This window comes from Thermobaculum terrenum ATCC BAA-798 (assembly GCF_000025005.1).
Lineage (GTDB): Bacteria > Chloroflexota > Chloroflexia > Thermobaculales > Thermobaculaceae > Thermobaculum > Thermobaculum terrenum.
In genome coordinates this window covers 680,476-700,862 of record NC_013526.1, presented here as the reverse complement: position 1 = coordinate 700,862, position 20,387 = coordinate 680,476, and the positions used below count along the sequence as shown (strand labels likewise).

Genomic DNA, 20,387 nt, shown 5'->3' with positions numbered 1-20,387 from the left:
CTACCTCTCCTCCTTCCCACGTGAGATCTCGCTCATGGTCCCACCCCCGACAGCGCGAACAGGTGCAGGTTCGGCTCGGAGGGGAAGCTCACCGCTTGCAGCGTGCGGCCCGGGTCCACGGGCACCTCGGTGTAGTATATACCACACGGGGGCTGGGCGTCACCGGAGGGGCTGTGCCTGTGATCGAACCAGATCACGGCCTCCTCTCCGTAGTGCGCTCCCGCGCACCAGTCGCTCACCTGCAGCGGCACGGCCTCCCGTTCTCCGCCCGCGTACGTCAGCTTGACCGTCCCCGACCTGTCCCCGTTGGTGGCGTTCACCAGCATCGCCAGCGCCTTGTAGCTGCCCGCGGGCACGCTCACCGTCTGGCCATCCACCGCCACCTCGTTCCTGGCGCCGTCCGCCACATCTGGCGTCTGGAAGAGCACGCCCATGTAGCGGACCCGCTGGTTCCCGGGGAAGGTGTCGGCCGGCAGCAGGAAGCCGCTGTAGTCCAGGTCCCCGTCACCGGGGTTGCTGTCGTACGAGAAGCCGTCACCGTTGTAGTACGGGGAGAGGTCCACGATCGTGCTTGGGCGGTTCGGGTCGTACTGCTTGACCACCAGGCTGATCGGCCTGGTGTAGGTGTCCCCGCCGAGGGTGACCCTTGCATAGGCGGTGGCCGTGCCGAGGGCGGCATCCACCGGCGCCGTCAGCGTGAAGGCGTACTCCCGTGTCTGGTGGGCGTCCAGCGAGAGCGCCTGCGGGGCGGAGGGGCTCCAGCTGGCGGGGCCCTCCAGCGCGACCGTGCCATCGATCGGGGTGGAGAGGGCGTTGGTGAGCCTCAGGGTGAACTGGCGAGTCTCGCCCGGTGCGAAGTAGGTGTAGTCCGGCACCGGGACTATCCGTACCGGGCGGAGCACCTGCACGCGCACCGGGATGGAGTGGGTGGATCGGCCGTCACCCAACGCCACTTGGGCGTAGAACGCCAGCGGCCCATCCGTCACGGTGTCGGCCTTGACGCTCCAGGTCACGCTCGTGGAGTCGCCGGTCTCGAGGTTGGCGAAGCGTGGGTTGCCCGAGACTGCCATAACGGTCCAGTTCGGCGGGAGCCCGCGCAGGCCGATCTCCCCGCTGATGGGGTCGGGCGTCGAGTTGAGGAGCGTCGCGGTCACCTCGAACGTGCCGTGGAGGGGTACCTCGCCGGCCGTGGAGGTCAGCCCGAGCCAGGGCGCTGACGCCCTGGCTGCGTCGTCCAGCGTCAGGGAGACCGCCGCGCCGGGTGGGAGCCTCAGCGTGTAGTTGAACCTACGGGCTGTGCCCTCCACCGCCTCCGCGTCGACCACCCCCTGCGTGTCCCCGAGGAGGAGGGAGGCAGTGAACACCCGCCTCACGCCATCGCGCGGGAGCACAAAGGAGAACCGGGTCACCTGGTCCCCCGAGGCGCTTTGCGGTCGCCAGTACACCAGGTTGATCTTCCGCCCGTCCTCCGAGCGCGTCGCGACGTAGTGCTCGGGGCCCGCCCCGCCCGAGGGCGAGCTGGCCGTCACCCGCAGCGTCCTACCGGAGGCGTCGCGGAACAGCCAGTACGGCCAGTAGTTGCCCGGGAACACGGAGCCATCGCCGTGGATCAGCCCGAACGTGTACCAGCCCTCACGGTACTCGTACAGGCAGAACTGGTGCCAGCCCAGGAGGGTGTCGGCGTAGTCGAGGAGCGCGAACTGCCTGTCGAGCATGTACTGGAGCTTGGCCGCGTCGTCGGTGATGAACTGCTCCGACTCGGTGACCATGAGCTTGGGGTGGTGGTGGGAGGTGTGCGAGGCGATGTAGTCGCGCCACAGCTCGATGTCCGAGCGGATCTTGGCGACGGAGTCGCCGTAGGAGTGGTACACGAAGAAGTCCATCTCCTCCCCGACGGCATCGACGAAGCGCTGGCCGTACTCGTAGTAGCCTGGGGCTCCCGGCGAGTACACCGGGCCGCCCACCATCACCCCGGGGAAGCGCGCGTGGATGGTGCGGGCCACCACCCTGAAGAGCTCGAAGTACTGCTCGTCCGTGCCGCTCCAGAACTGGTCCAGGTTCGGCTCGTTCCAGATCTCGACGTACTTCACCCTCAGCTTGTAGTTCGGGTCGGAGCCATCCCCGTTGTAGTGCTCGATCACCTTGGAGGCTATGTCTGCCCACGCCTGAGGGTCGGTCGGCGGCTCGTTCAGCGCCCCAGTGCGGGTGAGCCAAGGCGTGTTGTACGCCAGCAGCAGCACCGGCTCCATCCCCTTGCCGGTGACCTCCCTGAAGTAGGCGTCGTCCGTGTTGTCCACGAACCGGAACATCCTGTCGGGGTAGAAGGTGCCGGGCTCGGGGGAGGTCTGGTCGATCATCGTCTCGATGCGTTGTTGGGTCCCGGCCGGATGCAGCATGGCGTACGTGTCCTGCGCTATGGGCTGTGCGGACACCTTGAGCTGTGCGTACCCCGTCACGCTAAACAGCGCCCTGTTGAATGCTCCGGTCGCGGTGTTGGTGTCGACCGTGATCTCGCGGTAGTGTGTGGCCGTCGCAGCCGGGATCGTCCCGCGGAGGCCTGCTACCGCGACAAGCCCGATCATGAGCACCGCTGTGAGTATAGCCCTTACGTCAGATGCCTTGACCATAGCACACCTCCCAAGCCGGCCCCTCAGTCGAACACCGTAAGGATCGCGAACCTTCCTGGCGCTCCCAGCGGCCTGACGGCCATCGCGTTCGCACCCTCCCGGACGTACTGGCTTACGTCTATCGTCGTGTCCCCCTCGAGCGCGATACGGTAGGTATCTCGGCCCGTGGACCTCTTGGTGCTCAGGGTGAGCACCTGCCCACCGCTGAAGCGCACCTCCATTGCCGTGACGCCGTGGTTGTGCACGATGAGCTGGGCCGTGCCCCCGCCTAAGGTGAAGGCGATCGTGTCCGCGAGGGGTTTGCCGCGGTCGCGCTCGACGCGCAACGCCGCTTGGCCGATCGATTCGACGAAGGTCCAGGTGGAGAAGAGCGATGGATTCCACGCGTTGCCCACCCCTGGGGTCCACGAGATCCAGCCCTCGCGCCCTCCACCGTCGTCGTCGTTCACGAGGAAGGTGAATCCCGTCCGTGAACTCGGCGCGGGTCGCAGAGGTGCTAACTCAGCCAGCGGGATGGCCAGCTCGTAAGTTACATCTCCGTTCTCGCCGCGCACCGCAGCAAGTCGTGCCAAGTCCACGTATCCGAAGCCTCCACCGCCGCTCCAGCGGAACACCTCTGGTCCGTCCGGGGTGAGCGCGATGCCCCATTCCTGATCGTCCTCATCCTGGTAAGTCGTCTTGTCATTGAGGGTGTCGAAGAACAGCTGCACGCTGTCCCCCATCCAGATGTTGCCGTCGGTGTTTGGTTGGCTGAACGTATCGTCCGTCACTTTTGCTGCAAAGTAGAGGTAATCATCGTCCCACATGGTCCAGGCGGTGGCGGACAGGTCTTGCGGAGTCCAGCCGGGGATGCCAACCACCTTGTCCGCCGTGTCCGCATGCACGGGAGCTGCGCGGGTCCAGTCGGAGAGATCCCCATCGATCGTGGGGGTGCCGTGGACTACCGCTGTCACAAACAGGTTCTCGGTAGCCGACACTCTGCCGCCGTTGTCGAGCGCTGCTGTGGCGGTGACGGCGTAGGTGTTGTCGTCGCGCGTGACCACCTCCTCCAAGCGATAGGTGAGCGTTGCTTCCTCCCCCGGGGCGAGCGGCCCGAAAGCCAGGCTGTTGTCTTGTACCTCCCAACCCGGAGGTAGCGACAGCGTGACGGTCCCGGACTGCGGCACGTTCACCCTGTTGGTCACCGTTACCTCTAGCGGCGGGAGCGTGGTCGGCAGGTCACCCAACTGGGAGATGTCGATGCCGAGGGGCGTGATCCCGCTCACCGCGCCCCGCTCGATCATCGCCTGCATCTGGTTGGCTGTTACGCCCTCGCCAACCAGGAACACCGGGCGACCGGTAAGGCTGATCGTGAGGTGGTCGCCGCTGTGCTCGCCGGTCGGGTTGTTCATCAGATCGAGCGCCGAGAGGTGCATGCCCTGGGTGTCGATCGTGAGCTCGCCATCCTCGGCGACGCTCCACACCACCCCGACTGACCTGCCACCTCCCTCGAAGACGTACGCCCGGAGCGCCGAGCCCATCGGCACCTCGCCCATAGGCCTCGTGCCCTCCAGCAGGTGGGTGAGCGTGGAGTAGGCCACGTACGAGATCTTCGGGGTCAGATCGGGATGTACGATGCCCCAGCCAGGGGGCTCGGAGCCGTAGTTGAAGGTGAATATGAAGTTGCGCTCTGATCCTGCCGCGAGCGTCTGGACGCTCGCCCGCACTATGTAGCTGGCCTGCTCCCACTCGGAGACCCCCCCGGTGGTGTCCCAGCCCATCTCGGTGATCCAGATCGCTACGTCCTGCCCACCGTGGCGGTCTAGGAAGTCCCGTGTGTCCCGCACGCTCCGCACGAAGCTGCCCGCCTCGGGACTGGTTGGACCCGGATAGAGGTGGATCGCTAGCGCATCGTAGGCCTCTATGCCCGCCACCTCGATCACCGTCTGGTCGAACTCTGGCCCTCCACTGGAGACGACCACTGTTGCCTGTGGATCGGCGCTACGGATCGCCTCGGACGCCGCCCTCACGAGTTGACCGAACTGCTCAGCCGTACCGAACCAGAAGGTAGGGGGCTCGTTCCACACCTCCCAGTATCGGATGCCGTAGCCATCGCTCCACCCCTCCTGCTGGGCCAGCACTCCCCCCGGCTTGTAACGGCTCACGGTCTGGTACACGTAGTTGGCGTAGTTGCGCACTGCCGTATCGAAATCCACCTCGCCCTCCTGCCCTCCATAGCCGTAGGGCACGGACCAGGGGGCGAAGTAGTCCAGCAGCCCCATGATGAGCACCCCCTGCCTGTGCGCCTCCTCCACGGAGGGATCGAACACCTCCCAGTGGAACTCTCCCTGGCGGGGCTCGACGCTCTCCCAAAAGATCTCCTCGCGCGTGAAGGCGATGTTCGCCCTGTGGACCAGCTCAAGGGAGTTCCGCGCCTGCTGCTCTCCGAAGCGGATGCCGATGAAGGCGCCGCCCCCTCCTATGCCCCATGGGGACTCGGGTCGCGTACCCTCGATCGGCGCCGCCACTATGGCGAGGGTGGTGCTCGCGCTGGCCACCACCTCGGTGCCGGCCCGCAGCTCGAAGCTCGCCGAGTAGTACCCGTGCGCTGAGGGGCTCACGCTCACCGTGCGCTGGACCTCGCCGCCGGGCGGCAGGCTCAGGGATTCCGATCCTTGCCGGACGCTCTGGCCGTACGCGTTTTGGATGGCGTACTCCAGGGTATAGCTGCCCCCCTGGCCGCCCTGATCTCTGACGGTTGCCGTGAGCTCCGCAGCCTCGCCGTCCACGAAGACGTTGCCCACCCGATCGGATCCGAGGCTGAGGTTAGGTGGGCCTGGATCCACGCGGATGAAGTCGAACCTCGCGCGCGCCCTGCCGCTGTACAACCCCACACCGTCCTCCCCGAGCTGCGTGGTGAACTCCGCGGTGACCATCCAGCCAGCGGGCTCGGGCGAGCCCACCTCCCAGGCCTTTCCCTGCACTCGGCCGCCCGAGATCGACATCTTCAACAGGTAGGCGTGGTCGGGTGCGTAATCGAACGGCACCTGGGCCCTCCAGGCGATCCCCTCCTCCAGCAGCGAGAGCGTCCCATCGTGCAGGATGAGGCTCCACTTCGTGTCCGTGTTCGATGGTGTGTGTCCGCCGCGCACGTGGGCGGAGATACCGATCCGGTGGTCCGTGACGTAGGCGAGAGGAGTCACCTGCGTCGTAATGACCACGTTCGTCCCGATGCCGTCCACCCAGGCGTAGTCCGGCTCGGGCGCATCTTCGAACCCGCCATCACCGGTGTAGTACCCATCCTGCACCTGCCACGTGCCCCCCTCGACTACCCATCGAGGGCTGGGAGTCGAGAAGTCGTCGTAGAACAACGCCTCAACAGCTCGTGCTGGGATGGCCCCTTGGGAGCCAAGCAGCGTGGCCACCATGGCCGCCACCGCCAACAGCCTACCTATATGTTTACCTCTCATATCGTCCTCCTCCGCATGCGCGTCGCCATCTGCCGACTCCCGCACCCTTGCCGCTCAGCCCGTTAGCCCCGTGAAGGCAATCCCCCGCACCAGCTGCCTCTGGAACAGCAGGGCTACGAGGATCGGGGGCAGGGCGGTGATGAGCAGCGCCGCCATCATCGCGTTCCACTGCACGTTGGACGTGTTCAGGTAATAGAGGGCCACGGACACCGGCTGCTTGTTCGGGTCCTGGATCACCAGCAGGGGCCACAGGAAGTCGTTCCACGAGCCGGTGAAGGTGAAGATCCCCACCACCGCGAGCACCGGCCTGGAGAGGGGCAGGATGATCCGCCAGAAGATCTGCAGGGTGGAGGCGCCGTCCACGCGCGCCGCCTCCACCAGCTCGTTGGGGATCTCGTCGAAGAAGCCCTTGAAGAGGAAGATGTTGAAGGCGCTGGCGGCCGCGGGCAGCCAGATGGCCCAGTAGGTGTTGAACAGGCTGATGTGCAGGATCGGCAGGGACCTGATGTTCAGGAACTGCGGAATGAGGTACGCCACGCTGGGCACCATCAGGGTGCTCAGGAAGGCGAGCAGCACCACGCGGCCGAGGGCTGGGCGCAGCTTGGACAGGGCGTAGCCGGCCATGCTGCTCACCGTGATCTGCAGGAGCAACGTGCCGAGCGCGATGACCAGCGTGTTCCTGAAGTACTTGGGGAAGGGGAAGACCTCCCATATGAGCTTGAAGTTCGCGGGATTCCAGGACTGGGGGACCAGGCTGGGGGGGAACTTGTAGATCTCCGCCGTCGGCTTGAAGGCGTTCGTGAACATCCAGTAGAGGGGGAAGAGGGCCGTGGCCAGCGCCCCCAGGAGCACCAGCAGGATGGCGGCGTACAGCAGGCGGTAGCGCCAGGTCCGCAGATCCATCGGCGAGATGAGCGAGCGCTCGTGCGCCTCCCCCCTAGCTGCGCGGACCTCCTCCACGGGCGCCGCGGGAGCTCTCATCGGTGTGGCCATGGTGCTTCCCCTCCTACAGTTGTTGTAGCCTGCGCGTCAGGACGAAGTACGCGATCGAGAACACCACCAGCACGACGAACAGCATCAGCCCCAGGGCCGTGGCCGCGCCGAAGTTGGAGTACGCGAAGGCGTACTGGTAGATCAGGAGCATCACCGTGAGGGTGGCGTTGTTGGGTCCTCCCCCCGTCATGACGAACGGCTCCGTGAACACCTGCATCGTGCCGATGATCTGCAGGATCAGCATGATCAGCATCACGCCGCGGAGCTGCGGCAGGGTGATGTACCTCATCCGCTGGAGCACGGTGGCCCCGTCTATCTCGGCCGCCTCGTAGAGGTGGGCCGGGATGCCCTGCAGGGCCGCCAGGTAGATCAGCGTCGTCGCGCCCGCGTAGGTCCAGGTGGACATGATGACGAGGCTCGGCATGGCCAGCTTCGGGTCCTGATACCACCCCAGCTGGGGCAGGCCCAGGCTCTGCAGCACGCCGTTCAGCAGCCCGTTGCCCGGGTCGTAGATCCACTTCCACAGGAGCACGACGACCACCAGGGGCATGATGGACGGCAGGTAGAACCCGACCCGGAAGAGGGCCTGGCCACGCCGCACCTCGTTGACCAGGATCGCGAGCACCACCGGCACGAAGAAGCCGATCACCAACCCCAGCCCGGCGAAGTACAGGGTGTTGCGCCAAGCGATCGGGAGCAGGGGGTCGCTCAGCACGTACCGGAAGTTGGCCAACCCCACCCACCTGGCCTCCCCCCCCAGCGTGACCTGCTGGAGCGCCACGGTGAACCCCTTCAGGATGGGGTACCAGCTGAAGAGCGCGAACACGAGGAGCGCGGGGAGCAGGAAGGCGTAGGCCGTGGCCTGCTCCAGCACCTTCCTCCTAATGTGCGCCCACGTCGCTCCCCGAGCCATGGTCCTGGGGCTGGCCTTTGCCGCGCGCATGCACCCGCCTCCGCTACTGGGCCTTGTCCAGGAACCTCGTCTGGAACTCCCTGGCCGCCCGCCCGAGCAGCGCCCTGGGATCGGCGTTCTTGTCCGTCAGCACGGCCTGGACCACCGGATCCAACAGGGCGTACAGCGCCTGGGCCTCTATGGGCGGCTCGGGACGGGCGTACCGACCGGCCTCCTGGACGTACAGCCGGTAGTTCTGCGTGGGCACGTTCGTGTACCTGCTGATGATCTGTTGGAGCTTGCGCTGGTACTCCCCTCGCATGAGGGGTATATCGGGCAGCCCCACCAGCTTGCCCGCCATGGCGGCGGCCTGGGTGTTGAACAAGACCTCGTTGAGGTCGAACTCCTCCCAGATGGCGAACCAGAATGCGGCCTCCCTGGCCTCGGGGCTGCTCTTGGCGTTGATGAAGCGCACGGCGCCCCCGGTCTGCTCCGCACGCCCGGCCGGGCCGGCCGGGAGGGGAGCCATGCCGAAGTCCTCCAGCTTGCCCCCGTGCTGGCTCACGACTATGTCGATCCAACCGGGCGAGAAGATCGCTATCGCGAGCTGCTCCGACGCCAGCATCGGGAATATGTCATCCGCCTTCAGGAGGGTGTTGCGCGGCAGGACGTCGTACCGCCACCGGAGGTCGTGGTAGAACTGCAGCGCCCGAGCGGCCTGCGGCGAATCGAACACCGCCCTCCACTTGCCGTTGACCTGCTTCTCGAAGTCCCCCCCGGCCTGCCAGACGAAGTTCAGCAGCTGCCACCCGCCCTGGTTGCCGGTGGTCAGCACGGCGAACCCGGCCCGGTTCTTGCTGCGGTCGGTCAGCTTCTGCGCGTCCGACGCCAGCTCATCCCAGGTCCGCGGGGGCTTCTCGGGGTCCAACCCAGCCTGCTTGAAGAGCGCCCGGTTGTACACCAGGCCCATGACGTAGCCCCCGGCCGGGATGCCGTATATGCGCCCGTCCAGCCCCGTCACGATCTTGAGCATCCCTGGGTTCCAGTCCTGGAAGTACTGCCAGCTCTGCATCAGGTCGGTGATGTCCGCCACGACCTTCTGGGAGATCAGCTTCTGGACCTCGGTGAACGGCACGAGCCACAGGTCACCAGCGGTACCTCCTTGGATCCTCGCGGGAAAGGTGGAGGGATCCCAGGCGTACGTGTCGCTGACTATCTTGACGTTGGGGTACAGCTTGTTGAACCTGGCTATCTTGTCCCGCCAGAGCTGGTAGGCCGCGCGGTCCTCGGGTCGCGGGGTGTTCTCCACGCGGATCGACACCGTCTTGCCCCCCGCTATCTGCTTGGGCAGGCCTATCGAGCCCTGGGTGCCGCTGGGGGCCGCGGTGGGGGTGACCACGGGGGCCGCGGTGGGCGAGGGCGAGCTGGGGGTCGTGGGCGAGGGTGAGGGCGAGCTCGGGGGCGATGGCGAAGGTGAGGCGGCGGCCGTGGGTGAGGGCGAAGCGCCCGTGCCCGCCGGGGTGGGCGTGGTGCCGGCCGCACCTCCGCAGGCCTCCAGCGTCGTCAGGACGGTGGCCAAGCCCGCGATCTGGATGAATCGTCTCCGGCTGATAAGGCTGTCTCGCATCGTGGTTCCTCCATCGTTGTAAGGTGTGTGCCCTGCAAAGCGCGGGTGTTGTAGGACCTTGAAGATCGCTGCTCCGCTCGGACCACCTCCTTCTTCCGCCCGATCAGCTGCCTCTATGCGCTCGGTTGTTGACTATCATAAGCCTCTATGCTAACGTTGTCAATACCCTAGAGAAAGATCAAGACGGGAGGAGGTAGCAGGCATGACCGTGGTGCACATGATCGGCAACGCGCACATCGACCCCATCTGGCTGTGGCCGTGGCAGGCGGGGGTGGACGAGGCCCTGGGCACCTTCCGCTCGGCCGCCGACCGGTGCGACGAGTACCCGGAGTTCATCTTCACTCGGGGGGAGGCCTGGCTCTATCGCTGGGTGGAGCGGCTGGACCCCGACCTGTTCGAGCGGGTGAGGGGGCTGGTCCGGCGGGGCCAGTGGCACGTCACCGGCGGGCAGTTCGTCCAGCCCGACTCCAACCTGCCGACGGAGGCCGGCTGGCGGAGGCAGATCGAGCACGGCCGCAGGTACTTTCGGGAGCGGTTCGGGGTGGTCCCCCGCGTGGCCTACCAGGTGGACTCCTTCGGCCACCCGGCGACGTTGCCGGACATCCTGGCGGACGAGGGGTACGTGGGGTTCGTGTTCCACCGCCCGAGCCCGCAGCAGCAGCCCCTGCCGGCCCAGACCTTCCGGTGGAGGGGGCCGAAGGGCGGCGAGGTCGTCGGGTTCAGGATAGTGCCCTCGTACACCTTCTACGAGGAGGACCTCTACGAGCGGATCATGATGGCGGTGGAGGCCTCCGGTGACCTGGGGCACACGATGTGCTTCTACGGCGTGGGCAACCACGGCGGAGGGCCCACCAAGGCGCAGATAGAGTACATCTTGGAACACCGCGACGCGTGGGAGGGGATAGAGCTGCGGTTCAGCACGCCGGAGGCGTTCTTCGAGGCCGTGGCCGGCGAGAGGGAGCGCCTGCCGGTCGTGACGGAGGAGCTGCAGCACACCTTCCCCGGCTGCTACAGCGTGATGCACGACATCAAGCAGCGGCAGCGCCGGACCGAGCACCTCCTGGAGGCGTCGCGGGGGGCGGTCGAGCGGCTGGTGCGGGAGCCCTCGCGGGCGCGGGAGCTGGGGGGGAGGCTGGAGGCCGCGTGGGAGGACCTGCTGCTGACGGAGTTCCACGACGTGCTGGCGGGCACGGCCGCCCCGCAGTGCTGGGGGGCGGTGAGGGCGATGCAGGGGAGGGCGCAGATCGCCGGCGAGGAGGTCGTGCTGGAGGCCACCAGGCTGTGGGCGCGCCGCCAGCTGCCGCCGGTCAACGCGCACCAGCTGGTGGTGGTCAACCTCGATGCCGCTCCCTGGGAGGGGTACGTGGAGGCCGAGCCCTGGCTGGACTTCCAGCCGTGGGGGGACAGGTGGCTGAGCGACCCAGATGGCCGCCCTGTGGACGTGCAGCGGGTGCAGCCCGGCGCCCCGGGCGCCACGCGCGTGGTGTTCCCGGTCGAGCTGGCGCCGACCTCCGGGCTCCAGCTGCTGGTGCGGGACGGCCCTGCCCCCGGCAAGGAGGTGCGGACCGACCTGGCGGTTGCTGAGGGATACCTGGAGAACGCCCACCTGCGGGTGGAGGTGGGAGGGTCCGGGGTGGTGGGGCTGAGCAGCCGCGGCAGGCCCCTGCTGGAGGGTATAGGGCTGCACCTGCGCGCCGACCACACGGATACCTGGACCTTCCACACCGACCGGTTCGAGGAGCCGGTGGAGGCGGAGCTGGGGGGCCTGCGATGGGCGATCGAGGAGAGCGGGCCGCTGCGCGCCAGGCTGCGCGCCGAGGGCTGGCTGGGGCGATCGCGCGTGAGGTGGACGCTCAGCCTCCACCGAGGCGATCCACGGCTCCACATGCGGCTGGAGGTGCTCTTTGCCGAGCGGTTCAGGGCGCTGCAGATGCCGATCCACCTGGCCGGCGCCGTGCGCCGCTGGACCGACGGCCAGGCGGGGGGAGCGGTGGAGAGGACGCCTGGGCCCGTCGAGTGGCCGGTGCAGGGGTGGTCCAGGGTGGAGCTCGAGGGAGCGCAGCTGGCGCTGGTCACGCAGGACGCGTACAGCCTGAGCCTGCACGGGGCGCGCTGGCAGTGGACGCTGCTGCGCAGCCCCAAGATGGCGTGGATGGGGCAGGACCCCGAGGTGTACGGCGGCAGGGACGACCACACCGACCAGGGCGAGCACACCTTCGAGTTCTGCCTGTGGGTCGGCGACGCCCTCGGGGACGAGGAGCTGCACGTAGCGGCCAGGCAGCAGGCGCTCCCCCCCGTGGTGTTAGATAGGTACGAGGGGATGGGCAGGCCCCTGTAGCCGCCACCCGTTGACAAGCCCGCGGGCATGCGTTAACATAACCTCGCTAGGTTCTCTGAAGAGAACCTAGTTCATATACATGAACACAAGGAGCGATGGAGGCTACGGGAGGAGGTGTGCCATGAGCGGGAGCAGGGTGAGTCGGAGGCGTTTCCTGAGGGTGCTTGGGGCCACGGCCGTGGTGGGCTCGCTGTACGCCTGCGGGCGGGGGCCGACGCCTGGGGGCAGCCCCGCGCCCACCCCTAGCATTCGCCCCGCCCCGACCGTGCCCACCACGCCGATCAGCGTGTTCCCGACGGCCGTGCCCACCGCCGCCGCCTCGGCGGCGCCGACCGCGCCCGTGAGCGGGGGCAGGGTGACGGGGGAGATCGAGTTCTCGTACTACAACTGGGGGCCCGCGAGCATCCAGTACTTCAAGGAGATGGCCGCGGCCTTCATGAAGGAGTACCCGGGCACCCGCATCAGGCTCACGCTGCCGCCAGGAGACCAATATACCACCAAGCTGAAGATCCTGCTGGCCACCGGCACGGGTCCCGACATCATCACCACCACCGACATCACCTACAAGCTCTTCAAGGAGGGCCGGCTGCTGGACCTCACCGCCCGCGTGGAGGCCGACCCCATCCTGCTGGATGGGTCGAAGTTCATCCAGGCCGGCTGGGACATCTACCGCTTCGGGACCGGCCACATCTACGGCCTCTACTCCGGTGCGGACACCCACCTGCTGTACTACAACAGGGACCTGTTCGACAAGGCGGGCGTCAAGTATCCCGGCGCGGACTGGACCTGGGACGACTTCGTGGACGCCGCCAAGGAGCTCACGCTGCGCAAAGGGGAGAAGGTGGTCCAGTTCGGCACGGCGCTCGGCATCCTGGTGGCCTACTGGGGATGGGCCAACCTGGTGTGGATGGAGGGAGGGGACATAGTCGACAGGCGGCCGTTCTACAGCAGGCTCACCCTGAACAACCTCCCGGTGCTCAAGGTGCTGCAGTTCATCCAGGACCTGATGTACAAGTACAAGGTCGCCCCCACCCCGGAGCAGGCCAGCGCCCTGGGGGAGGCGGGCTCCTTCGAGAGCGGCAAGGTCGCCATGCTGCTCGACGGTGGCTGGAGCATCCAGTCGCGCAAGGCTATAAAGGCCTTCAGGTGGGACGTGCAGATGATGCCCAGGGGGCCCAAGGGCTTCATAGGGGCGTTCTGGCCGGGCACGCCGATGCAGATCAACGCCAGGACGAGGAACCCCGACCTGTGCTGGGAGTTCGTCCGCTGGTTCGCGGCCAGCAAGGAGGCGCAGACGCTGATAGCCAAGCAGCTGATCCAGGTGCCCGCGAGGCTGGACGTGGCGTTCTCCTCCGTCTTCCTGCGACAGCCGGGGATGCCCCCGCACGGCGACGTCTGGGTCAAGTCGCTGGAGCGCGCCAGGCCGGCGGACATCCAGCACCCCAACCAGCAGGAGATGATGGACAAGGTGTGGAACCCCAACTGGGACAAGTTCATCCGCAACCGGATGACGCCGCAGGAGTTCGCCGTGACCGTGGAGAGGGACGGGAACAAGGTGCTGCAATCCGGCTAGCTATCGGTGTTGGGAGGTGGGTATGGCCAGGATCGGTAGGGCCAGCAGCGGGTCTCGCCGCATATCTCTGAGGTTGCGTGAGGCGGTGGAGGGCTACCTGTTCATGGCGCCGGCGGTGCTGGGCTTCCTGTTGTTCACGCTCTTCCCGATGCTGGCCTCCTTCGCCCTCAGCTTCACCGACTACGACCTGCTCTCTCCCCCTAGGTGGGTGGGGTTGGCCAACTACCTGCAGATGGTGCGCGACCCCTTCTTCTGGCAGTCGCTCAAGGTCACCACGATCTACGCCGCGGCCGGGCTGCCCCTCGGGCTGACCCTGGCGCTGGCGGTGGCCATCCTGATGAACCAGAAGGTGCCCGCCCTGGCGCTGTGGCGCACCGTGTACCTCCTGCCCTCGGTGATCTCGGGGGTGGCGGTGGCGATCCTGTGGAGGTGGTTGTTCAACCCGGAGTTCGGCCTGCTGAACGTGCTGTTGGGCTACCTGGGCATCAAGGGTCCTGACTGGCTGGGCAGCACCACTTGGGCGCTGCCCTCCTTGATCATCATGGGGCTGTGGGGCATCGGGGGGAGCATGCTGATCTACCTCTCCGGGCTGCAGGGCATCCCCACGGAGCTGTACGAGGCCGCGGAGATCGACGGCGCGGGGCGCCTCGCCAAGCTGTGGTACGTCACGATCCCCATGATCTCCCCCGTCATCCTGTTCAACCTCGTCATAGGGCTGATAGGCGCCTTCCAGTACTTCACGGAGGCCTACGTGCTGACCGGGGGAGGGCCGGAGAACTCCACGCTGTTCTACATGCTCTACCTCTACCGCAACGCGTTCAACTACTTCAAGATGGGGTACGCCTCGGCGCTGGCCTGGACCCTGTTCATGCTCGTCCTCCTGCTCACGATAGCGGTGTTCAGGACCACGCCGATGTGGGTGTACTACGAGGGCGAGAGGAGGGGCAGGTGATGGCCAGGGTGTCGCAGCTGCAGGCCGTGCTGACCGCTCGGGAGCGCCTAGCCACGCGCAGGTGGAGGCGTCGCCTCGAGACGGCGGCCTCCCTGCTGATCATCCTGGTGGGCGCGGTGATCATCATGATCCCCCTGGCGTGGATGGTCTCCACCTCCCTCAAGAGGCCCTTGGACGTCTACCTCTTCCCGCCCAAATGGGTCCCGGTGCCCCCGCAGTGGGGCAACTACGCGGAGGTGTTCAGCGCCGTGCCCTTCGGCCGCTACATGCTGAACAGCGCCTTCGTGTCGGGGATGGTGGTCCTGGGCAGCGTGCTGTCCTCCTCCCTGGCGGCCTACAGCTTCGCGCGCCTGCGCTCGCCGGGCCGCGACCTGATCTTCATGGTGCTGCTCTCCACCCTGATGCTGCCCGGCGCGGTGACGATCGTGCCGACGTTCATCGTCTTCCAGAAGCTGGGTTGGATCAACACCTTCAAGCCCCTGATAGTCCCGGCGTTCTTCGGCAACGCCTTCTTCATCTTCCTGCTGCGCCAGTTCTTCCTGACGATCCCGCTGGAGCTGGAGGACGCGGCCCGCATAGACGGCGCCTCCGCCCTGCAGATCTTCTGGCGGGTCATCCTGCCCCTCTCCAGGCCGGCCATCATAACCGTGGCGATCTTCGCGTTCATCGGCTCCTGGAACGACTTCTTCACACCCCTGATCTACATCAACTCCGAGGACATGTACACAGTCGCCCTGGGCATCGCCAACTTCCAGGGGAGCGCCCGGGTGGGCCCCCAGATGCACCTGCTGATGGCGGCGTCGTTCATCGCCACCCTGCCGGTCCTGCTGGTGTTCTTCCTGGCGCAGCGCCTCTTCATCCAGGGGATAGTCTTCACCGGCATCAAGGGCTAGGAGGTGAGGGCTCTTTGGAGGGCTCGGAGCATGCCGAAGCCCAGCCTGGTGTCCGGCAGGAGGTAATGGCCCTCCGTCCACTCGTTCCAGGAGCCGATCAGCAGCACCTTGGGACCTCCCCTCCCCTGCAGGAACTCCACCCCAGCGCGCACGAACCCCTCGAAGACCTCGGGCGTCTCCCCCACCACCGGCCTCGTCCGCCAGCTGCGCGGGTGCTCCAGGTCCCGCGGCAGCAGGTGCCTGGGAGTGTCGTCGCAGCCGGGGCTGACGCACGGCCAGTAGGGCAGCGCCGACAGCCCGGCCTGCTTGGGCCACACCCGCTCCACCACCTCCCGGACGGCGTCCTCGTACCTGGGCAGGTTGTCCGAGATCGGCAGCCTGCTGGCCCCCACCGCCACCGAGTTGTACAGCCCGTAGCTGTCCACGCCCACGGCCAGCACCTCCCCCAGCGCCCGCAGCACCCCGGGCTCCTGGCAGACCGCGTGGAAGTGGATGCCAGGCAGGCCCAACCTGAGGGCCAGCTCCCTCAACCCCTCCAGCAGCCTCCTCGTGCCCTCCAACCCCAGCTCCCCCACCAGCAGCGACACGTCCCACAACCCCACCACCGGCCTGCCCTCCACCCGCCAGTACCAGGGATGCCCACAGTACCTGCTCAGGATGTAGCTCAGGCTCCGCCAGATCTCCACTCCATGGGGAGCATCGTACACCAGCTCGTACGCCCCAAGCTCCCCATCCTCCCACTCCCCCAACCACCCCTGCGAGGCCCTCGCCCCGGCCGTGGGGAACCAGTAGGCCCACGGATGGTTGGTCCACATCACCGCAAACCTCATCCCCCCACCATCCCCCACCCCCAACAAACCCTCCTCCAAAGCCTCATGCAGCACTGGCCCTCCCCCATACCAGTACCAGTCGAAGATGAACACATCTATCCCGGCAGCCCTCGCCAGCTGGATGTACCTGTGCCAGGTGCTGGGCTCCCGCTCGTCCAGCTCCCCAAGCAGGGGCGTCCTGGGCTGGGGATGCCCCTCAAACCACGGCCTGGCTCCCCGCAGCAGCACGTACTCCGTCCACCCAGGCCCGTACAGCACGTCGTTGAGCGCGCTGCGGTGATAGTGCGGAAACACGTAACAGCCTACTTCCATACATCCCTCCTCATCAGCTTGATCAAGCGCTGCGAAGAGCCATGCGACAGATGGTAGCCATCTCTTCCCAGTACCGATCCAGAGTGTCCTCTACCACGTTTACGCTGAGGATGTGACCGAACTCCGGCTGCTCGTGCCGCACAGGCAGAAAGCCCTCCTCGTAGACGCCGGTGCTCCCTGTGCCATGTGGCCAAGTAGACGCCGGTGCTCCCTGTGCCATGTGGCCAAAGACGCGCGCATAGCGAGTAAGTAGCTCTGGCAACCTATAGCGTACCGAGACTCCCAAGAGGCTCTGGTTCATTGGGAGCAGAGCGAGCAGGGCATCGTACCATCCCTCGCCAGCGATCAATATGTGGGGGAAGCGCTCCCTCAGGCTCGCCACCAGCTCTCGATAGCCTGCGTAGACGTCATACCTGGGATCGTTGAACCAAGCCGACGACGCATCCAGGAACACGGCGTCAACCCCATAACGTGCTACCGTGCGTCTGATCTCCTCGATCAGGTGCTGCCGGAAGCTGGGCTCTCCAGGGTTCAAGAAGACTTGGTCGTCCTCCTCGTGCCTATCCGTGTCCCAGTCGGGGGCGTTGATGAGCTTGACCACCCTGCCGGTGCGATTCAAGAACGCGGCCCTCTCCCATCCTGGATAGAGGCGGGCGTTCGCGCCCGTCGCTCCGAACATCGGCATCACCTTGACCCCCAACCTGTGCGCTACGGATATAAAACGCTCAAAGGCGCCGCTTCCTCCCAACGACTCACCCGGAGCGTACAGAGGATACGAGAAGTAGTACCGCCCAGACCATCCCGGTACAAAGCACAGTACATGGCGACCAGCAATAAGCCTGGTGAGCTGTTCCAGGACATAGGCCATCTTGTCAAACGTATTGAATACATGACCCGTCCAATGTTGTCCATGCAGGTAAACCACCAGCTTTATGTCCCTCGCCCAGCCGGGCACGTCCTGCCTGTCCTCCCACCTACGCAACCCATACGAGCCCTCAAGGAACTCAAGGTGAGCCCTAAAATCGGCCTCCAGATCGGCCAAACCACTCAAGAAGCTTATCTTGATCTCAGGACTAGTGAAGTGGGAACACCACCTGAGTGCGCTCTCTTCACAGATGACCTCCACTTCTGGAAGGTGTAGGTATGGGGGCACATGCGCGTATAGGCGCTTAGCTCTGACCTCAGGATCCCTGACGCTGATGGAGATCGCGCCTTGAGCCTCCCCAATGCATGCCCACGGGGTCAGCCACTCCGGTCCGGGGTAGCGCCAGAGAACGGGAGAGCCTGACCTAGGCCAGAGACTCTCTCCCTGGGGGAGGGTGGGGTGCCAGAGTCCCTCTCTTTGGACCTCTGTGGGGAGGTTACGCAACAGTAGCTTGATCGCCTTCACGGGCTCATCGTGCCAGGCGCTGATGCGCAGCGTCACGCTGCGCCCACGCACGCTGACCACAGCCTCGACCTGTCCTTCGCTGCGCCCCTGCTGCCCACCCCAGCTGAGGCGATTACAGCTCACACGCAGCCCGTCTCCCTCGGCTACAACCTCGGTGTGCTCGGGTGCAAGCCCGTAGAGGTTACCGGTGGTAAATATCTGCACGCCCCAGGCCATGCCACGGTCGTCGCCAGGGATCGAAAAGAACGGATCTTGAGGATCATAGCTCAGCTCCGTCACGTCCATCCATCTCCTCCGCTTGATGCCCGATCTGCCCGCCCTCGCCAGTGCCGACCCGGCTCGTGGCGAGGGCGGCGACCTCCGCCGCTACCGCTCGGGCTCCACATGCCCATCCAGGCCCACGTGGGCCACGCCCTTGCCTCCCTCGTGCACCACCGCCAGCAGCTCGCACTCCACCTGCGCGCCGGGGTGCAGCACCCTGTGCGTGCCCCGCCTCAGGCCCTCGTTCACGCTGATCGGGTACCCGGTGCACGGCTCCAACACGAGCACCTGCAGGCCCCGCCATCCGCCGTAGCTGGCGAACAGCCAGCAGGAGGAGAGCACCTCGGGGTCGAAGGCCAGCGCGAAGCTCAACCCCTCCCGAGCGTGGGTCACGGCGCACCAGCCGGCCTCGAGCCTCGTCGCGTACTGAAACTCGCACACGCCGGAGACCGGGGGCAGGGCCCGGCGCATGTCGTGCAGCTCCCCCCGCTCCCCCTCCAGGTACGGCCACCGGTAGGCCAGCCCGGTGCGGCCGCCCCGGCTGCGCCCGAACTCCTCGAGGTACATCTCCGTGGCGGGGAGATCTATCCTGCAGTGCTCGTCGACCCCCACCGCGACGTGCACCTTCCACAGGAAGGGCTGCGGCTCCCTCCCCAGGTTCGTCAGCCTGTAGCGACATCGCAGGGTGGGCTCACCGGCCCTAAGGGTGATCCACCTCTCCAGCCGCGTGGCGCTGATCGGCGTCTCCACCTGCAGCCTCACGGTCGCGGCGTCCCCGCTCGCCGCCTCCACGCCGCACTCCCAGGGCAGCGCCCACACCTCGCCATGGTCCGGCATCCTCTCCCCGTTGAGCTCCTCCGGGAGGTCGTTGGGGTACAGCTCGTCCCAGCCCCCGAAGAACACGTCGTCGTACACCGAGTGGAGGGGTACCTCGCGCGGCTTCAGCCTGGGGTGGTGCCAGAGGAGGTACCGCGATCGCGGCCGGTACTCGATCTGCCAGATCTTCCCGCCCAGCTCCGGCAGGAGCACCACCCTCAGCAGCTCGTTCTCCAGGACGACCGCCCGCAGGTCCCGCAGCTTCCAGTCCGTGGACACGCTCACGCCCATCCAGCCACCTCCTACGCGACCCTGTACCGCTGCACCACCGACTCGTCCACCTCCACCCCCAGCCCTGGACGCTCCGGCAGCAGCACGTGGCCGTCGACGAGCTCCAAGGGCTCGCTCACGAGGTCGCGCGCGATCGGGGAGGTGGAGACGGTGTACTCGATCATGGCGCCGCCCGGGATGCAGGCAGCCAGGTGGGCGCTCGCCGCCACGAGTATCCCGCTCTTGAAGGCGTGGGGCACGAGCTGCCTGTGCCGGGCGTGCACCACCTGCGCGATGCGCCTGCCCTCGGTCAGCCCGCCGCACCTGCCCAGGTCCGGCTGGACGACGTCGACGTGTCCCTCGTTGATCAGCCTCCGAAAGGCCTCGGCCCCGCTCTCCTGCTCCCCCGCCGCGATGTACATGCGCGTGCGGTCGGCCAGCTGCCTGTAGCCCTCCAGGTCGTCGGGGGCCAGCGGCTCCTCCAGCCAATAGACGCCGTACCGCTCGTACACCTCCGCCATCCGCAGCGCCCCCTTGAGGTCCCACGCCATGCCGGCGTCGATCATCACGTCCACGTCCTCCCCGACCGCCGAGCGGATGGCCTGGACGAGCTCCTCGTCCAGCCTTCGGCTGCGCCCTATCGGCCCCCACCCGAACTTCACAGCCGTGTACCCGGCAGCCGCGTACTGCTCAGCGAGCCTGCCCGCCTCGACCGGGGTCTCCGGCATGATCGCGCTCGCGTACGCCCGCAGCCTGTGGCGCCGGGCTCCCCCCAGGAGCTCGCTCACCGATAGGCCTGTGGCCTTGCCCAGGATGTCCCACAGCGCCAGGTCTATCCCGCTCATGGCGTGCATGGCGGGCCCGCCGCGGCCAAAGTAGATCGTCGCCCTGTACATCCTCTCCCACAGCCTGTCGATCTCGAGGGGGTTCTCGCCGAGCAGCACGTGCTTGAGCCCCATCGCGACCGAGTGCGACACCGGCGCCTCTATCGCCGCCCTCGCCACGAGCGGGGAGGAGTCCACCTCGCCCACCCCCGTGATCCCCTCGTCCGTGTGGACCCTCACCAGGAGGGTGTCCTGCGTGCCGTCCGCCCGCGAGGGGTCCACCTCGGGCAGCCGCAGGTAGATCGCCTCGACGTCCGTGATCCTCATAGTCACCTCCCTC

Annotated in this window: 14 protein-coding genes; 5 read left to right on the top strand and 9 right to left on the bottom strand. The window is 66.7% G+C overall.

Features of this window, described 5'->3' with window-relative positions; genetic code table 11:
* Positions 1-32: 32 nt before the first annotated feature.
* From TTER_RS12730 to TTER_RS12710, 5 genes are read right to left on the bottom strand one after another with little or no spacing between them, the layout of a single operon-like run.
* A complete protein-coding gene (locus tag TTER_RS12730) occupies positions 33-2,627 on the bottom strand; it encodes a GH39 family glycosyl hydrolase (protein WP_012876450.1) in 2,595 nt (864 codons plus the stop codon).
* A gap of 23 nt (positions 2,628-2,650) precedes the next feature.
* Complete coding sequence (locus TTER_RS12725; RefSeq protein WP_012876449.1) at positions 2,651-6,076, bottom strand: sugar-binding protein; 3,426 nt, start codon at positions 6,074-6,076, stop codon at positions 2,651-2,653.
* Between the two features lie 54 nt (positions 6,077-6,130).
* Positions 6,131-7,069 carry a carbohydrate ABC transporter permease gene (locus TTER_RS12720; protein WP_012876448.1) on the bottom strand — a complete coding sequence of 313 codons (939 nt, stop codon included), beginning with the start codon at positions 7,067-7,069 and terminating at the stop codon, positions 6,131-6,133.
* Between the two features lie 13 nt (positions 7,070-7,082).
* The gene (locus TTER_RS12715) at positions 7,083-8,012 is read right to left on the bottom strand and encodes a carbohydrate ABC transporter permease (protein ID WP_012876447.1); all 930 of its coding nucleotides are present in this window, start codon (positions 8,010-8,012) and stop codon (positions 7,083-7,085) included.
* Between the two features lie 13 nt (positions 8,013-8,025).
* The gene (locus tag TTER_RS12710; RefSeq protein ID WP_041425308.1) at positions 8,026-9,282 is read right to left on the bottom strand and encodes an ABC transporter substrate-binding protein; all 1,257 of its coding nucleotides are present in this window, start codon (positions 9,280-9,282) and stop codon (positions 8,026-8,028) included.
* 4 nt (positions 9,283-9,286) lie between these two features.
* Here TTER_RS12710 and TTER_RS15095 point away from each other — a divergent pair, with 4 nt between their 5' ends.
* The 5 genes from TTER_RS15095 to TTER_RS12685 all read left to right on the top strand — a co-directional run bounded on the left by TTER_RS15095 (position 9,287) and on the right by TTER_RS12685 (position 15,344).
* Positions 9,287-9,610, top strand: a complete 324-nt coding sequence (locus tag TTER_RS15095) for a hypothetical protein (RefSeq protein WP_169302703.1) — start codon at positions 9,287-9,289, stop codon at positions 9,608-9,610.
* Between the two features lie 180 nt (positions 9,611-9,790).
* Complete coding sequence (locus tag TTER_RS15090) at positions 9,791-11,926, top strand: alpha-mannosidase (protein WP_012876445.1); 2,136 nt, start codon at positions 9,791-9,793, stop codon at positions 11,924-11,926.
* Positions 11,927-12,047: 121 nt separating this feature from the next.
* Positions 12,048-13,499: an ABC transporter substrate-binding protein gene (locus TTER_RS15085; protein WP_012876444.1), complete on the top strand. Its 1,452-nt coding sequence runs from the start codon at positions 12,048-12,050 to the stop codon at positions 13,497-13,499.
* 22 nt (positions 13,500-13,521) lie between these two features.
* The gene (locus TTER_RS12690; protein ID WP_012876443.1) at positions 13,522-14,451 is read left to right on the top strand and encodes a carbohydrate ABC transporter permease; all 930 of its coding nucleotides are present in this window, start codon (positions 13,522-13,524) and stop codon (positions 14,449-14,451) included.
* A complete protein-coding gene (locus TTER_RS12685) occupies positions 14,451-15,344 on the top strand; it encodes a carbohydrate ABC transporter permease (RefSeq protein ID WP_012876442.1) in 894 nt (297 codons plus the stop codon). The genes TTER_RS12690 and TTER_RS12685 overlap by 1 nt, the downstream gene beginning before the upstream one ends.
* Here TTER_RS12685 and TTER_RS12680 read toward each other — a convergent pair.
* The 4 genes from TTER_RS12680 to TTER_RS12665 all read right to left on the bottom strand — a co-directional run bounded on the left by TTER_RS12680 (position 15,341) and on the right by TTER_RS12665 (position 20,374).
* Positions 15,341-16,486 carry a glycoside hydrolase family 99-like domain-containing protein gene (locus TTER_RS12680; RefSeq protein ID WP_012876441.1) on the bottom strand — a complete coding sequence of 382 codons (1,146 nt, stop codon included), beginning with the start codon at positions 16,484-16,486 and terminating at the stop codon, positions 15,341-15,343. The two genes, TTER_RS12685 and TTER_RS12680, sit on opposite strands and share 4 nt — an antisense overlap.
* Positions 16,487-16,508: 22 nt before the next feature.
* Positions 16,509-18,161: a hypothetical protein gene (locus tag TTER_RS12675; RefSeq protein ID WP_012876440.1), complete on the bottom strand. Its 1,653-nt coding sequence runs from the start codon at positions 18,159-18,161 to the stop codon at positions 16,509-16,511.
* 81 nt (positions 18,162-18,242) lie between these two features.
* Positions 18,243-19,244 (bottom strand): aldose epimerase family protein, encoded by a 1,002-nt coding sequence (locus TTER_RS12670; protein ID WP_012876439.1) that lies wholly within the window; start codon positions 19,242-19,244, stop codon positions 18,243-18,245.
* Positions 19,245-19,255: 11 nt separating this feature from the next.
* Entirely contained in the window at positions 19,256-20,374 is a 1,119-nt protein-coding gene (locus TTER_RS12665) for a mandelate racemase/muconate lactonizing enzyme family protein (protein ID WP_012876438.1), read from the bottom strand.
* Positions 20,375-20,387: the final 13 nt, after the last annotated feature.